Here is a 16,147-nt window from a genome sequence, read left to right on the forward strand (position 1 = left end):
AGGTCGTGGGCGGCGGGGTGGTCGGCGGCGGGGTCGACCCGTTGTTCAGCGCGGCGAGGACCGCGTCGTACGCCGGCTTCTTGGCACCGCTGCTGGTGAACAGCAGCGGGGTCTGCGACGCCCGCCACGAGTCGCTGTCCCGGATGCCCCAGACGGTGATGCCGTTGCAGCGGGCCACGGCGAGACAGTCCTGCACCACATTGCGGTACGTGGTGGCCGAGGCCCCCTCGATGTCCAGCTCGGTGATCTGCACGTCGACGCCGAGCGCCGCGAAGCTGGACAGCGTGGTGCGGTAGTTGGCGGGGTACGGCGAGCCGCTGTTGAAGTGCGACTGCAAGCCGACGCAGTCGATGGGTACGCCACGCTGTTTGAAGTCGCGCACCATCGTGTACACGGCCTGGGTCTTGGCGTGCGACCAGTCGTCGGTGTTGTAGTCGTTGTAGCAGAGCTTCGCGCCCGGGTCGGCGGCGCGGGCGGCCCGGAAAGCCGCCTCGATCCAGTCGTTGCCGGTCCGCTGGAGGTTGGAGTCACGCCGGGCGCCGGAGCCGCCGTCGGCGAACGCCTCGTTCACCACGTCCCACGCCACGACCTGACCCCGGAAATGCGTCGCCACCTGCGTGACGTGGTTGAGCATCGCCTGGCGCAGAGCGGTGCCGCTCATGTTCTGCATCCAGCCCGGCTGCTGCGAGTGCCAGGCCAGGGTGTGACCACGCACCTGCATCCCGCGACTGCGCGCGTGGTTGACGATCTGGTCCGCGGCACCGTAACTGAACTGGCCCTGCTGCGGCTCGGTGGCGTCGATCTTCATCTCGTTCTCGGGCGTCACCGAGTTGAACTCGCGGTTCAGGATCGTGGTGTAGGCGCTGTCGCTCAGCTTGTTGGCGGCCACCGCGGTGCCGAAGTACCGGCCCTGTTCGGCGGCGGAGGCGCCGAGTGTGGTGCCGGCGGTGGCGGGACCGGCCAGGGCCATCGCCATGCCGGCGGCGAGGGCGCTCACCCCGGTCACCGCGAGGGCGGCTCTCGATACCGCCTTCCAGTGCGCGTTTCTCATCGTGCGACTCCAATCGATGGTGGTGTCGGCGGGTCAGGCCACCGAGCAGGCGATGCCGTTCAGGGCGAAGGAGGAGGGTGCACCGGTGCCGCCCTCGTGGGTGGCCTGGAAGCCGATGCTGACCGAGGCGTTCGGGGCGATGGCGGCGTTGTAGGAGACGTTGCGGGCGGTCACCGCGCCGCTCGTCGTGGCGTACTGCGCGTTCCAACCGCTGGTGATGCGTTGGCCGGCGGGCAGGGTGAACGTCAGCGTCCAGCCGTTCACCGCCGTGGCACCGGTGTTGGTGATGGTCACGCTCGCGGTGAGGCCGGTGTTCCAGGCGTTGACCGCGTACCCGACCCGGCAACCACCGTTCGTCGGCGGCGGGGTTGCGCCGTCCAGCCCGAAGAAGCGGATCACCTGTGCGGCGTCGACCGGCAGGTTGTGTGACACGCCCTGCATGCTGATCGCCTCGACCGGTGCCGTCGGGCCGCTGCTCCCGTAGCGGGTACGGGTGTAGCCGGACTGCGGCGTGTCGGTGTACGTCGGGGTCTGGCTCAGCCCGTGCACGTTGGTCCACTGCTTGACCTGCTCGCCGAAGTTCGGGTAGCGCAGCGTCTCGTCGTTCGTGCCGTGCCAGATCTGCATCCGTGGGCGGCGGCCGGTGTAGCCGGGGTGGGCCTCCCGGACCAGGTCCCCCCACTGCTGCGGCGTTCTGATGAGCTGACCGTTCGCGCACTCGCTGTTCCACTCCGAGCCGCCCCCGGTGGCGAAGCAGCCGAACGGCACCCCGGCGAAGGACGCCCCCGCCGCGAAGACGTCCGGGTAGTCGCCCAGCATGACGTTCGTCATCATGGCCCCGGACGAGGTTCCGGTGGCGAAGATCCGCGCGGGGTCGGCGGAGTACCGCTGCCGCACGTAGTCGACCATCGACATGAGCCCGACGGGGTCGCTGCCGCCGCCGCGGCGCAGCGCCTGCGGCGAGGACACGTCCCAGCACAGGCTGCTGCGGGTCACCGACGGGTAGATCACGATGAACCCGTACCGGTCGGCGAGGGACGCGTACTGCGTGCCGGAGTGGTAGGCGGGACCCGATCCGGTGCAGTAGTGCAGCGCGAGCAGGACCGCCGGCCGGGCGGCCACCCGGTCCGGGACGTACAGGTGCATCTGGAGGTTGGTGGGATTGTTGCCGAAGCCGGTCACCTGCGTCAGCGTCGCCGCCGACGCCGGCGCGGCGAACGTCAACGCGGCGGCGGCCAGCGTCACCATCGCCAGGACGGCGCCAGCCACTCTTGTCTTCAGTGTCATCGTTCGCGATTCCTCGGGGAGAATGGCGCATGGAAGGGGAGTAAGTCGAGGACTGCCCTTCGCCCGACCCTGACCGCGGCTCGCGTGACCATGCCAGCTTCAATCGAGGCACCTCGATTGTCAAGACTTCCGGAACCTTCCGCGCCCGCATCGGGCTGCGACCAGCGCATCGACGGATGTCGACCGCACCGTCCGCGTGGCGCGCCGGGCGAGTTATCGGGACGCTTCCGGAATCGGCCTGGTCAGTAGATGCGACGTCCGCGCACGTCCGGGACGCCGGACTTGCGGAAGAAGTACGTGTTGATCTGATCCCGCCACTCGGTGGCGCTGCGTACCTGCTCGTCGAGGCGCTGCTCCACCCGCGCGTACACGGCGGGATCGATCAACCCCTTCAGCGTCCGCCACCGTTCCCGCATCGCCACCACCTCCTCGACGCCCGCGAAATGGGTGTCGTAGATGTGCTGGATGACCGTGGAACCGTTGTGCAGGACGTGCCCGTACGGGACGTGGTGGAAGAAGAGCAGCAGCGCGTCCGGACACCGCTCGGCCGACTCGTACACCTGGGCCCAGTACGGCGGGTACTGACCGGCGAAGCCGGTGCCCGACGCGCGGCTGCGGTCCACACCGACGCCGTCGCGATCCGCGAAGTGGTACGTGCCCCACCGGCTGTACTCGTATCCGTCCACGTCCGGGCCGTAGTGGTCACCGGGATGAACCATGAAGCCGACACCCAGCGGGGCGGTGTACCGCTCGTAGGTACGCCAGGAATCGTCCATGATGTCGTGCAGCGTCCGCCCGACCAGCTCCGGGTCGGCCATCGCCGACGACGGAAAGGTCAGCGCGATCCACTCGTCGAGGACCGCACGGGGATCCAGCCGGGGATCCCAGGCGAGCCGGCCGACGGTGTACAGGTTCGCCTGCGCCAGCGGGTGCCCGGTCCAGAAGAGGTCGTCGCCCACGTTGGCGACGGCGACCAGGCCACCGCCCGTCCCCGCGTCCCCCGCGACGACGTCGGCGACCGTTCGCCCGCCGGGACCCCACGGCGCGAACCGCAACACCTCGCTCCACCACGGCCCGAGGTGGCAGACGTGTCGCTGCTGGCCGGTGTACTCCTGGGTGACCTGCACCTCGACCGCCAGCCGGGTGGCCGGCATCGCGGCGAGCACCGGGGAGACCGGTTCGCGTACCTGGAAGTCCACCGGACCGAACTTCACCTGCAGGACCACGTTGTCGCGGAACCGCCCGTCGAGCGGGACGAAATGGTCGTACGCGGCCCGCGCCCGGTCCGTGGACCGGTCCCGCCAGTCCTGGTGATGGTTGTAGACGAATGCCCGCCAGTGCACCACTCCCCCGTGCGGCGCGAGGGCGTCGGCGAGCAGGTTCGCACCGTCGGCGTGGTCACGCCCGTAGGTGAACGGGCCCGGTTGTCCCTCCGAGTCGGCCTTCACCACGTAGCCGCCGAAGTCCGGGATGCGCTCGTACACCTGCCGGGTCGTCACGGCCCACCAGGCCCGCACCGCCTCGTCCACGGGGTCGGCGGTCGGCAGGCCGCCGAGGACCACCGGTGCGGCGAAGCTGACCGACAGGTGCACCCGGATGCCGTACGGGCGCAGCACGTCCGCGATCTCCGCCACGTCGCCGAGTCGGGTGGTGAGCAGCCGGGCCTCCGTGGGGCCGACGTTGACGTTGTTCACCGAGATCGCGTTGATCCCGCAGGCGGCCAGCAGCCGCGCGTACTCCCGGACCCGGGCCAGGTCACCGCGCGGCCGGCCGTCCCGCCAGAAGATCGAGCCGCCGGCGTACCCTCGCTCCACCTGGCCCATCACCGGGTGCACGGCCACGTGGTCCCAGTGGTTCAGCATCCGCCGGCGCAGCGCGGGCCGGTGTCGTTCGGCCGGGCGGGTGGTGTCGAACGCCGCCGCGCCGAGCCGGACCAGGTGGAACAGCCCGTACAGCAGGCCGGCGGGCGCGTCGGCCAGGACGGCGGTCACGTCGCCCGCCTGGGCCAGCACGAACCCCTCGCTCCCGAGCAGCGCGCCGGTGCCCGCGTTCGCGAGCGCGGCCTCCCCCGCTGCCCGCGCTGCCTCCACTGCCGTGCTCGGCAGCTCGGCGGCGCCGCGGAGCGCGAGCACCAGATCGGCGTCCACGTCCCAGGACGGGGAATGCCACACCCGCCCGCCGTACCGCGCGCAGGCGCGGGCGACCTCGTCGAGGACGGTGTCGACGAGCATCCCGTCGCCGTGCACCAGCACGCGGCGCGACCCGAGCGCCCGGAACGCCTCCGGCGGCAGCCAGGCGGCGTGCACCCGCGCCTGCTCGGCGCTCACTGATCCTCCCGCAGCACCACGACCCCGTACGCCGGCAGCCGCAGCGGCCACCCGGTCTCCGCCCGGTCACCGGTGAGCAGGTCGACGCCGCCGGTCCGGGCGGTGACCTCGACCGGCTCGGCGCGGTGGTTGAGCAGGAACAGCAGCCGCGTCCCGTCCGGCGCGACCCGGACGGCGGACTCCAGGTTCGGCACGTCCGGGTAGGGCCCGAGCAGGTCGTGCCGGGCCAGCACCTGCCGGACCACCCAGGCGACCCCGGTCTGGTCCAGCCCGGCGGCGACGTACCAGCCGTGCCCGTCGCCGTGGGCGTTGCGGGTGACCGCCGGGGTGCCGGCGTAGAAGTCGGCCTGGTACGTGCCGAGCACCTCCGCGCCCTGCGGGATCACCAGCTCGAAGAGCAGCCGCGCCTCGACGTCGAACTGATCGGCGCCGACGCCGAGGCGGACCGGGTTGACCACCTCCGGGCCGCGGGCGTCCCACTCGTCGATCCGGATTCCCATCAGCTGCCCGAGCGGGCCCGGCACGTCCGTCAGGAAGGCCTGGTCGTTCTCGTCCACCCGACCCGACAGGTACGTGGTCAGCACCGAACCACCGCGCGCGGCCACCGCCTCCAGGCGCTCCGGCAGGTCCCCCTTGAGCATGTGCAGGGCCGGCGCGACGACCACGTCGTAGCCGGACAGGTCGGCGGTCACCGCGACCACGTCCAGGTCGACCCCGGCCTCCCAGAGCGCCCGGTGGTACGCCAGCACCACCTGCTGGTACCGGACCAACCGGGACGGGCCGTCGGAGATCTCCAACGCCCACCAGCTGTCCCAGTCGAACAGCAGCGCCACCCGCGCCGGCGTCCGCGCGCCCAGCGACGCCCGGCCGAGCCGGACCAGCTCCGCCCCCAGCTCGGCGACCTCCCGGAAGACCCGGGTGTCGGCGCGGCCGGCGTGGCCGATGACCGCGCCGTGGTACTTCTCGCTGGCCCCCCGGGAGGCACGTAGCTGGAAGAAGAGCACCGCGTCCGCGCCGTGCGCCACCGCCTGCCAGCTCCACAGCCGCATCAGGCCGGGCCGTTTCAGCGGGTTGACGTCCCGGCAGGCGGTGACGCTCGGGGTCTGTTCCATCAGCCAGAACGGCTGGCCGTCCTTGAGGCCGCGCATCAGGTCGTGGGTCAACGCCATCCGGGCCGCCGACCCGTCGTCCGGCGGGTAGTTGTCCCAGGAGACGAAGTCCAGGTGCGGGGCCCAGCGGTGGTAGTCGATCGGCCGGTACATGCCCATGAAGTTCGTGGTCACCGGCAGGTCCGGGCTGGACTCCCGGATGGCGGCCTTCTCGTCCCGGAAGTTGGTCAGCATGGCGTCGGAGGAGAACCGCAGGTAGTCCAGCGTGATGCCCTGGAAGGCCGTGTGGTCCGGCCCGCGCCAGTGCTCGGTCAGCGCCGACGGTGGCTCGATCTGCTCCCAGTCGCTGAACGTGTGCGACCAGAAGGTGGTGTACCAGGCCGCGTTCAGCGCGTCGAGGGTGCCGTAGCGGTGGCGCAGCCAGTCGCGGAACCCGGCCGCGCAGAGTTCGCAGTAGCAGGCGCCGCCGTACTCGTTACCGACGTGCCACGCGACGACCGCCAGGTTGTCGGCGTAGCGGCTCGCGACCCGGCGGGCGAGTTCGGCGGAGAGCCGGCGGAACACCGGAGAGCTGGGACACGAGTTGTGTCGTTGCCCGAACCGGTGCCGGCGGCCCTCGAAGTCGGTGCGGGTCACCTCCGGGTACGCCTTCGCCAGCCACGGCGGGTGGGCGGCCGTGCCGGTCGCCAGGCAGATGCCGCGCCCCTCGGCGCCGGCCCGCTCCACGATCCGGTCCAGCAGGGAGAAGTCGTACACGTCCTCGGCCGGCTGGGTGAGCGCCCAGTCGAAGACGCCCACCGTGACCAGGTCGATGCGCGCGGCGTCGAAGAGCCGGTAGTCCTGCTTCCACACGTCCTCGGGCCACTGTTCCGGGTTGTAGTCGCCGCCGAACGGCACCTTGGCGGTGACGGGCAAACTCATGCGGTGAACTCCTTCCGGATCAGGTGGATCATCGGGTCGCCGGTGCGCAGGAACGCCAGGACCACGACCGAGCCGAACAGCGCCAGCACCGCCTCGGAGAAGACCGCGGTGATCCCGGCCGCCGCTGCCAGCAGCAGGGCGTTGCCGACGGTGACACCGGGCGTACGCACCAGGAAGTGCACGGCCAGCCGGAGCACGTCCCGGATGCGGAAGTCGAACAGCGAGGTGATCACCAACGCGTTGGCGGCGCAGAGGATCACCCCCACGCCGACCAGGACCAGCGGCGCCGCCCACCAACCCGGGACGGCCGCCGCGTCGAGGTGGGCGAGGTTCACGGCGAGCACGGTCAGCCACGCCAGCATCGGCACCCAGACCCGCAGCACACCGGACAGGTTGGCCCGGTAGCCACGCCAGAAGACGGCCGCGGGCCGCAGATCCGTCACGTCGGCACGCTGGTGGCGCAGGGCGTAGAGGGCCGCGGAGACCGCCGGACCGACCGGCACCAGCAGGACCGCGGCCAGCGGCAGATTGCTCGGGTCCCGGTTCAGCAGGAGCAGCGGGAGCAGGCCGGGCAGGGTGGTGAGCAGGAACAGCAGCTCGACCACGAGCAGGGTGTAGACGCGGGCGGCGGCGCGCGACAGAGGACCGTCGCCGAACTGTCGCCAGGTGTGCGCGCTCACGGCTGCTCCTTCGGATCGTCCCCGGCCGGCAGGCCGAGCAGTCGGTCGTCGTCCCACCACCGCGGGGTCTCGTCCACCACCGGGCTCAGCTCCAGGAGGGTGACCTCGTGCCGGGCGAGGGTGAGGTCCACGTCGACCCGCCCGGCGGCGACCGGCAGGGCCCGGTGGGTACGGGCCGGCTCGGCGGCCTCCCGCAGGGCGTCGAGTTCCCGGGCGCGGGGCGAGCGGGGCCGCCCCATCTCGGCCCAGGCCGCCCACGCGTTGCCCGCCTCCTCGTTCACCGCCGAGCGGAGCAGGAACGCCGACGTCGTACCGGGTGGGCCGAGCGGGATCGACAGGGCCAACGGATGCCGGTCGGGCACCGGCGACCGACCGGTGACGTCCACCGGGGCCCAGGCCAGCACCGCGATCCGCCCGTCGGGGTGCCGGGTGACCAGGTGGTCGTCGCCGCGCGCCAGCACCTCGTCGCCGAGGCGCGCCATGAAGGCGTACAGGTGGTAGGTCGGTTTCTTGATCTGGCGGTGGGTGAGCAGACCGAACCCGCCGTGGAACAGCGCGGTCGGCACGCCCACCTCCTCGAACATGTCGCTGAAGGTCCAGTACGAGAAGGAGTCGACCAGGTCGCCGCCGGCGGCCAGCACGGGCGCGAGGTACGCCGCGTGGAACGCCGTGTCGTGGATCGGGTTGTCCGGTCGGTAGGAGGAGTTGAACTCGGTGATGTGCACCGGCAACTCCGCCAACGCGGTGCCGGCCAGGTGCCGGCGCGGTGCGGCGAACTGGGTCAGCAGGTCCGCCGCCGGGGCGAGGGTCTGGTGGGTGCCGAACGGCACGTGCTGGGCGGGCCCCGAGGTGTACGCGTGCCGGCTGACGAAGTCGACCGGCACCTGGCGATCGGCGACGAACTCGGCGAAGGGCAGCAGCCACTCGTCCGCCCCGGGCGAGATCGCCGGCCCACCGACCTGGAGGGCCGCGTCGACCTCCTTGACCGCGTGCGCGCTCACCTCGTACAGGCGGTGGTACGCGTCGCGGTCGGCACCCTGCCAGAAGGCCGTCAGGTTGGGCTCGTTCCACACCTCGATCGGCCAGCCGCGTACCTCGTCGACGCCGTACCGGTCGACCAGGTGGGCGACCGTGGCGCGGACCAGGTCCGCCCACTGGGTCAGGGACCGGGGCGGAGTGACGTTGCCCCGCCACCAGAACACCGTCTGATCGCCGGAGGCCAGGCCCGAGGGCATGAACCCCAGCTCGACGAACGGCCGGACACCGAGGTCGAGGTAGGCGTCGACGACCTGGTCGACGTAGGTGAACGAGTGGTGCACCCGGCGCTCACCCCGGTGGTCGTACGGGCGGTGCACGCCGACGCCGTCGCTGAGCAGCCCGTGCCCGCGGATGTGGCGGAAACCGATGTCGCGTTGGATGAGGGCCAGCGAGTCCTGGTAGTCGCGCCGCAGGGCCAACTCGAAGCGGCCGGTGCCGACGCAGCGCCGCCAGGCGTCGGTGAGGCGGCCGGTGGGCTGGTCGGGAACGGTGATGCGCATTGCTGTCCTCTGGTCGTCCTACCCGGGGCCGGGCGGGTCGGGTTCGCCGCGCCGGCCAGGGCCGGAAGGGGCCCGGTCGGGCCGCGGTTGCGCTGCCCGACCGGACCTTCCGCTGATCAGCCGTTGTTCTTCTGGAACCGTTCGTACGCCTTGTTGACCAGGTCGATGTACTGCTCGGAGTTCTTGGCCTTCAGCTCGCCCACGTACGCGTCCCACTCGGTGAGGGGCCGCTGGCCGAGGGCGAACTTCAGCGTGTTCTGGGCGACGAAGTCCTTCAACGGGGTCTCCCAGAGCGACACCTGCTCGCGCTCCTCGTCGGTCAACGGGGCGGGCGGGGACACCGCCCTCGGGGTGCGGGCGTCCATCACCTTCTGGAACTCCAGCTCCTCGGGGGAGAAGAACCCTCGGACCAGGTCGGGGTTGCCGCCGTAGGCGAAGACGCCGTTCTGGAAACCGAAGTCCTTCTGCAGGTGCTTGGGCGCCTTCGGGTTGAGGCCGAGGAAGTCGACGCCGGGGTTGAGCGTGCGCTTGCCGGACGCGTCCTTGGTGAAGGTGGTGCCCTCGACGCCCCAGCGGGCGAACTCCAGGCCGGCGTCGGAATACCAGAGCCAGTCGATGAACTGCATCATGGCCACGAAGTTCTTGCTCTCCCGCGCCTTCGAGGAGATCATGATGCCGTTCTCCAGCCGGGGGAACGGATTGATCTCACCGGCCGGTCCTACCGGCAGCGGGATCTTGGTCATCTTCGCGTTCGGCAGGGTCTTGGCCAGGTCGGGCCGGTGGTTGTTGACCAGGGTCTGCGCGTTGCCGGTGACCACGAAGGACTTGCCGTTGGCGAGCTTCTGGCGTGCCTGGTCGTCGGTCTGGGTGAAGCTCTCCGGGTCGAGCAGGCCCTCGGCGACGAGCTTGTGCAGGTACGTGAGCATCTGCTTGTACTGCTCGGACGCCCCGGTGTAGGTGAACTTCTTCGCCGCCGGGTCCCAGGTGGCGTGCTGGTAGTCCCACCCCGCCTGGGTGCCGTACGACGCGCCGAGGATGTTCAGCAGGGCGCCGGTCGGCGTGGGCTTACTGAAGAGGTCGGAGTACGGGTAGACGTTCGGGTACTTCGCCTTCATCGCCTTGAGCACGGTGTACAGCTCGTCCCAGGTCTTCGGGACCGACAGGTTCAGCTCCTGGAGAATGTCGGAGCGCACCAGCACCGTGTAGTCCTGGGTGGGCTTCTCGTGGAGCCCGGGCAGCAGGTAGAACTTGCCGTCGGACTGCCGCAGGTTGTCGATCTCCGGCTTGAGGTTCCACTTCGTGAGCTTGTCCTTGAAGTTGGGCATCAGATCGAGGTAGTCGCTCACCGGAAGGATCGCCCCGGAGGAGACGAACGCGTTCTCCTGCGGGTGGTACGTCTTCGGAATGATCAGCGGGGCGTCCCCGGCGCCGATCAGCAGGCTGCGCTTCTGCTCGTAGTCACTCAGCGGAACGGCGACCGGTTCGATCTTGACGTTGGTTCGCTTGGTGAGCTCGGACCAGAACAGCCAGTCGTCCTTGAGGGGGTAGAACGTGTGGTTGTTGTAGAGGGTGGAGAAGGAGAGCGCCTCGGTGGCCTTGAACTGGTCGCCGACGCCGTAGTCGGCCATCGCGCCGGCCCGGTTCTCCGACAGGTCCGTGGAGTCGGAGGGGTCCTCGGAACAGGCGGTGCCCAGGCTGAGCGCGAGCAGACCCGCGCTGGCCAGTGCCACGCGGCGCCACGTCTTGCGGAACATGGCTCGTCCTTTCGGTGGTGGGTTGGGGGTGGAGGGTGCGGGTTGGCCGGCGTCATCCCTTGACCGCGCCGAGCATCACGCCCGAGACGAAGTACCGCTGAACGAAGGGGTAGACGGCCAGGATGGGCAGGGTGGTGAGCACGATCGTCACGGCCTGGAAGGTGGCCGCCGCCTGGACCTTGTCGGCGTCGGCGGCTGCCGACTCGGCGCTGGTGGCGCCGGCGATGAGGTTGCGCAGGTACACGGTGACCGGGAGCAGGTCCTGCCGGTCGAAGTAGAGGAACGCGGTGAACCACGAGTTCCAGAAGGAGACCGCGTAGAAGAGCACCATCGTGGCGATGATCGCCTTCGACAACGGCAGCACGATCCGCAGCAGGATGCCGTAGGTGTTCAGCCCGTCGACCGCCGCCGCCTCCTCCAACTCGGTCGGCAGGCTCTCGAAGAACGCCTTCATGACCAGCAGGTTGAACACGCTGATGGCGTTGGGGATCACCACGGCCCAGATGGTGTTCTTCATGCCCAGACTGGTGACCAGCACATAGTTGGGGATCAGACCGCCGGAGAAGAACATGGTGAACAGCGCGACCCCGACCAGGAGGCCCCGCCCCTTGAGCTGCGGCTTCGACAGCACGTACGCGTAACACGTGGTCAGCACGATCGAGATGAGCGTGGCCACCACCGTGTACACCACGGTGTTGCGGTAGTTCGTCCAGAACATCGCGTCGGACATCACCAGCTTGTAGCCGGTCACGTCGAAGCCACGCGGGACGAGGGTCACCTTCCCGGCGATGATGTACGCCTCGTCGCTGAGCGAGCGGGCCACGATGTTGAGGAACGGGTACAGCGTCACGATCACGACGCCGATCAGGACGATCGTGTTGACGATCCGGAAGATCCGGTAGCCGCGGCTGTCCACCGGCCCGCGCGTCCTGGGCGCGTCTCGTCTGGTGCCGAGGGTCACCACAGGCTCGTCCCCACCGTGCGACGGGAGATGAGGTTCGCCGACAGGACCAGGACCAGCCCGATCACCGCCTCGAAGAGACCGATGGCGGCGGCGTAGCTGAAGTTGCTGGACTGGAAGCCCATCCGGAACAGGTAGGTGGAGATCACGTCCGCGGTCGGGTAGGTCAGCGGGTTGTAGAGCAGCAGGATCTTCTCGAACCCGACCGCCATGAAGCTGCCGATGTTGAGGATCAGCAGGGTCACCATCGTCGGTCGGATGCCGGGCAACGTCACGTGCCAGGTCTGCCGCAGCCGGCTGGCGCCGTCGATCCGGGCGGCCTGGTACAGATCCTCGTCGATGGTGGTGAGGGCCGCGAGGTAGAGGATCGTGCCCCAGCCGACGGTCTGCCAGACCTCGGACGAGACGTAGATGGTGCGGAACCACTCCGGATGTTGCAGGAACGCCACCGGGTCGCCGCCGAACAGCCGAACGAGTTGGTTGGCCGTGCCGTCGACCGAGGTGAACTGCATGACCATCGCCGCCACGATCACGATCGACAGGAAGTGCGGCAGGTAGGACACGGACTGGACGAACCGCTTGAACCGGCGGGCACGCACCTCGTTGAGCAGCAGCGCCAGCACGATCGGCAGCGGGAAGCAGAACAGCAGGGTCAACGCCCCGATCACCAGGGTGTTCGTGAACGCTTCCCAGAACGTCGGGTCGGTGAAGAACATCCGGAAGTACCGCAACCCCACCCAGTACTCACCGAAGATGCTGCCGCCCGGCTTGAAGCGCCGGAACGCGATGATGTTCCCGATCATCGGCAGATACCGGAAGACCAGGAAGAACAGCAGCGGCAGCACGGCCAGCGAGTAGAGCTGCCAGTCCCGGCGCCACGCCTGCCGCCAGCTCCGTCGACGGCGCGGCGCGAGCGGGGCGCGGACGGTGGTCTCCGCCGGTGCGACGTCGCGGGACGACGCGCCGCTGTCGACCGACACCGGACCTCTCATGCCAGACCCCTTCAGCTCGGGCCACATCCGCGTCCGCGCGGGGACCGGTTGCATGGCGAGCGGTACGCGACCCGAAACTTTCCGGAAACCTGCGCAACCTTTTCGGCAACCTAAGTGCGTCATCGATGTGTGTCAAGGGCTCCAACTCGACCCACGTCAATCCCTTTCTGCGCTCAGCCCCGGATGGCGGGAACACCCGATCGTGTTAAGGTCTCCGAAACTTTCGGATGCTGCCGAGGCTGCGATGACAGAGCACCGCCCGCTCGACCCACCCGCCTCCACCACCATCGCGACGATCGCCAACGACGTCGGCGTCTCGGTCGCCACGGTCTCCAAGGTCCTCAATGGCCGTACAGACGTCGCGCCCGGCACCCGGGCCCGGGTCGAGGCCAGCCTCGACCGCCACCGGTACCAGCGCCGGGGCAGGAAGCCGTCGTCCGGCGACGGTCGCATCGATCTCGTGTTCCACGAGTTCGACGCCGGATGGGCCATGGAGATCCTGCGCGGCGTCGAGGCGGTCGCCAGCGAAGCGGGCGTCCGGCTCGCCGTCTCCCAGCTCGGTGGCGCGCACCGCCCGCCGGCACGGTGGCTGGACGCGCTGCTCGCCGACCGACCGCTGGGCCTGCTGTTCGTCCTCTGCCACCTGGCCGAGACCCAGCAACAGCAGCTGCGGCGTCAGGGGATCCCCTTCGTCGTCGTCGACACCGACAGCGCGACCTCGGCCTCGGTGCCCACCGTCGGATCGAACAACTGGAACGGCGGCCTGCTCGCCACCCGGCACCTGCTGGAGCTGGGGCACCGACGGATCGCGCTCATCTCCGGGCCACCCGACGTGCTCTGCAGCCGGGCCCGGGCCGCCGGCTTCCAGTCCGCCCACGACGAGGCCGGCGTCGCGGTCGACCGCGAGCTGGTCCGCTACGGCAGCTTCTCCGCGACCGCCGGCCACGACCACGGCCTGCAGTTGCTGCGCCGGCCGGATCGCCCGACCGCCGTCTTCGCCGGCTCGGACATCCAGGCCATGGGGGTGCTGCGGGCCGCCCGGCAGTGCGGCCTGCGGGTCCCCGAGGACCTGTCGGTGATCGGGTACGACAACCTGCCGCTCGCCGCCTGGACGGACCCCGCCCTGACCACGATCAACCAGCCGTTGCACGACATGGCCGGCATCGCCACCCAGATGCTGCTCGGGCTGGCGCGGGGCGTCGAGCCGGCGACGAGCCGGATCGACCTGGTGACCGAACTGGTCGTACGCGAGAGCACCGCACCCCCCGCCCACCTGCCCTGACGCCCTGCGAGGACCCGTGCCCCACCTCGACCCGTCCCTCGACCAGCTGAAGCGGTACGCGCCCACCGTCGTCGAACCCGACGACTTCGACCGGTTCTGGCGCGACACCCTCGCCGCCGCGGCCGACCGGCCGGTGCTCGTCGAGGTCCGTCCGGAACCCACCGACCTGCGGTTGGTCGAGTCCTGGGACGTGACGTTCGCCGGCTTCGACGGCGACCCGGTGCGGGCCTGGTACACCCGCCCGGCGGGGGTGCCGACGCCGCTGCCGACCGTGGTCGAGTACGCCGGCTACGGGCGCGGCCGCGGCCTGCCGCACGAACGGCTGACCTGGCCGGTCGCCGGATACGCGCACCTGCTGATGGACAACCGGGGCCAGGCGGGGCAGTACGCCGCCGGTGACACCCCGGATCGGCACGGGGCTCCCGGCGGTCCGTGGCCGGCGACGTGGGGAATCCTGGACCCGCGCGACTACCACTACCGCCGCCTGATCACCGACGCGGTCCGGGCCGTCGACGCGGCCCGGGCCCTTGCGGGCGTCGACGCGAGTCGGATCGCCGTGGTCGGCAACAGCCAGGGTGGCGGCCTCGCCCTCGCGGTGGCCGGTCTCGCCGGCGATCTCGCGGCGCTGGTGACCACGGCGCCGTTCCTCTGCGACGTCCAGCGGGCCATCGGACTGACCGACGCCGCGCCGTACGGGGAGATCGCCCGGTACCTGGCGGTGCACCGCGAGGCCGAGGAGGCGGCCCGACGCACCCTGTCCTATGTCGACGGGGTGTCCTTCGCGCGGCGGGCGACGGCTCCGGCGCACTTCGGGATCGGACTGCGGGACACCGTCTGCCCGCCGAGCACCGGCTTCGCCGCCTACAACCAGTACGGCTGCGCGACCGGCCGACCGCTCCCGCCCGAGCGCGAGATGCACGTCTACCCGTTCAACGGCCACGAGGGCGGGGAGGCCGTCCACGTCCGCCGTCAGCTGCGCTGGCTCGGCACGGTGCTCGGCCGGGACGGACACGCTGATCGTCTGACCGTCAGCCCGGACGCGGCACTCAGCCCGGACGCGGCACGCCGGGCCGGCGAGAGGCCGGACGAGGGCTAGAAGGCGTTGACTCCGGTGAGCGCCCGCCCGATGAGGAGCTCCTGGATCTGGCTGGTGCCCTCGTAGAGGGTGGCGACCCGGGCATCACGGAGGTACTTGCCGACCGGGTACTCGTCGATGTAGCCGTACCCCCCGAACACCTGGACCGCGTTGTTGGCCGCCCGGACGGCGGCCTCGCTCGCGAACAGCTTGGCCATCGACGCCTCGGTCGCGAACGGCTGGCCGCGGTCGATCAGGTCGGCCACCTGCCACACCAGGAGCCGGGCCGCGGCGGTGTCCACCGCGATGCTGGCGAGCAGCTGCTGGACGAGCTGGTGGCCGGCGATCGGCTTGCCGAACTGGGTCCGCTGCCCGGCGTAGCCGACCGCCGCGTCCAGGCAGCCCTGGGCGATGCCGACGCAACCGGCGGCGACCGACATCCGGCCCTTGGCGAGGGTGGCCAACGCCAGACGGAAGCCGCTGCCCTCGGCGCCGAGGCGGGCCGCGTCGGGCACCCGTACCTCGTCGAAGCGCAACTCACCGGTGGCCTGGCCGCGCAGGCCGAGCTTGCCGTGGATCTCCCGCCGGGTCAGCCCCGAGCTCCCGGTGGGCACCAGGAAAGCGGTGATGCCCCGGTGCCCCGGGCCACCGGTGCGGGCGAAGACCAACGCGACGTCGGCGGTGGTGCCGTTGGTGATGAACGTCTTCGTGCCGGTGAGCAGCCAGTCGGTGCCGTCGCGCACCGCGCGCGTGCGCAGGGCGGCCGCGTCCGAGCCGCTGTCCGGCTCGGTCAGCGCGAAGCAGCCGAGCGCGGCCCCGGAGCAGAGCCGGGGCAGCCACTCGGCCCGCTGCGCGGCCGACCCGTGTGCGGCGATCGACTTGGCGACCAGGCCGAGCGTGACGGACACGATGCCGCGCACGGCCGAGTCTCCCCGGCCGAGTTCCTCCAGGACCAGGCAGTACGCGAGGTGGTCGCCCCCGGAGCCGCCGTCGGACTCGGCGATGGTGAGCCCCAGGAAGCCCAGGTCGCCGAGCATGCCGACGACGGCCGGATCGACCGACTCGCGGCGGTCCCAGGCGGCCGCGTGCGGCACCAGTTCCCGGTCGACGAACTCGGCGGCGAGCTGGCGGACCGCCGCCTGCTCGGCGGAGAGGGTGAGCTCCATGACC

12 protein-coding genes are annotated in these 16,147 nt (G+C 70.7%); 2 read left to right on the forward strand and 10 right to left on the reverse strand.

Annotated elements, in window-relative coordinates:
* The 9 genes from EAD98_RS19830 to EAD98_RS19870 all read right to left on the reverse strand — a co-directional run.
* A partial coding sequence (locus tag EAD98_RS19830) for an endo-1,4-beta-xylanase (protein WP_147457448.1) occupies positions 1–1,051 on the reverse strand: 1,051 nt, incomplete at its 3' end.
* Between the two features lie 33 nt (positions 1,052–1,084).
* The gene (locus tag EAD98_RS19835; RefSeq protein WP_121655545.1) at positions 1,085–2,338 is read right to left on the reverse strand and encodes a PHB depolymerase family esterase; all 1,254 of its coding nucleotides are present in this window, start codon (positions 2,336–2,338) and stop codon (positions 1,085–1,087) included.
* A gap of 242 nt (positions 2,339–2,580) precedes the next feature.
* The gene (locus EAD98_RS19840; RefSeq protein WP_121655546.1) at positions 2,581–4,665 is read right to left on the reverse strand and encodes an alpha-glucuronidase; all 2,085 of its coding nucleotides are present in this window, start codon (positions 4,663–4,665) and stop codon (positions 2,581–2,583) included.
* Positions 4,662–6,695, reverse strand: a complete 2,034-nt coding sequence (locus EAD98_RS19845; RefSeq protein ID WP_121655547.1) for a beta-galactosidase — start codon at positions 6,693–6,695, stop codon at positions 4,662–4,664. The genes EAD98_RS19840 and EAD98_RS19845 overlap by 4 nt, the downstream gene beginning before the upstream one ends.
* The gene (locus tag EAD98_RS19850; protein WP_121655548.1) at positions 6,692–7,375 is read right to left on the reverse strand and encodes a DUF624 domain-containing protein; all 684 of its coding nucleotides are present in this window, start codon (positions 7,373–7,375) and stop codon (positions 6,692–6,694) included. Before EAD98_RS19850 ends, EAD98_RS19845 begins: the two co-directional genes overlap by 4 nt.
* Positions 7,372–8,913 carry a xylan 1,4-beta-xylosidase gene (locus EAD98_RS19855; RefSeq protein WP_121655549.1) on the reverse strand — a complete coding sequence of 514 codons (1,542 nt, stop codon included), beginning with the start codon at positions 8,911–8,913 and terminating at the stop codon, positions 7,372–7,374. The genes EAD98_RS19850 and EAD98_RS19855 overlap by 4 nt, the downstream gene beginning before the upstream one ends.
* Before the next feature lie 116 nt (positions 8,914–9,029).
* Positions 9,030–10,667 (reverse strand): extracellular solute-binding protein, encoded by a 1,638-nt coding sequence (locus EAD98_RS19860; protein ID WP_121655550.1) that lies wholly within the window; start codon positions 10,665–10,667, stop codon positions 9,030–9,032.
* Between the two features lie 52 nt (positions 10,668–10,719).
* Positions 10,720–11,583 carry a carbohydrate ABC transporter permease gene (locus tag EAD98_RS19865; protein ID WP_233578767.1) on the reverse strand — a complete coding sequence of 288 codons (864 nt, stop codon included), beginning with the start codon at positions 11,581–11,583 and terminating at the stop codon, positions 10,720–10,722.
* A gap of 41 nt (positions 11,584–11,624) precedes the next feature.
* Positions 11,625–12,620, reverse strand: a complete 996-nt coding sequence (locus EAD98_RS19870; RefSeq protein WP_121655551.1) for a sugar ABC transporter permease — start codon at positions 12,618–12,620, stop codon at positions 11,625–11,627.
* A 244-nt stretch (positions 12,621–12,864) separates the two neighbouring features.
* Between EAD98_RS19870 and EAD98_RS19875 the strand changes: the two genes are divergently transcribed.
* Both EAD98_RS19875 and EAD98_RS19880 read left to right on the forward strand, forming a co-directional pair.
* Positions 12,865–13,902 (forward strand): LacI family DNA-binding transcriptional regulator, encoded by a 1,038-nt coding sequence (locus EAD98_RS19875; protein WP_121655552.1) that lies wholly within the window; start codon positions 12,865–12,867, stop codon positions 13,900–13,902.
* 16 nt (positions 13,903–13,918) lie between these two features.
* Positions 13,919–14,998: an acetylxylan esterase gene (locus EAD98_RS19880; protein WP_121655553.1), complete on the forward strand. Its 1,080-nt coding sequence runs from the start codon at positions 13,919–13,921 to the stop codon at positions 14,996–14,998.
* Here the strand turns inward: EAD98_RS19880 and EAD98_RS19885 are convergent.
* Positions 14,995–16,143 carry an acyl-CoA dehydrogenase family protein gene (locus EAD98_RS19885; RefSeq protein WP_121655554.1) on the reverse strand — a complete coding sequence of 383 codons (1,149 nt, stop codon included), beginning with the start codon at positions 16,141–16,143 and terminating at the stop codon, positions 14,995–14,997. The two genes, EAD98_RS19880 and EAD98_RS19885, sit on opposite strands and share 4 nt — an antisense overlap.
* Between the last annotated feature and the right edge of the window lie 4 nt (positions 16,144–16,147).

Source organism: Micromonospora sp. CV4 (genome assembly GCF_003667455.1).
Classification (GTDB): Bacteria; Actinomycetota; Actinomycetes; order Mycobacteriales; family Micromonosporaceae; genus Micromonospora.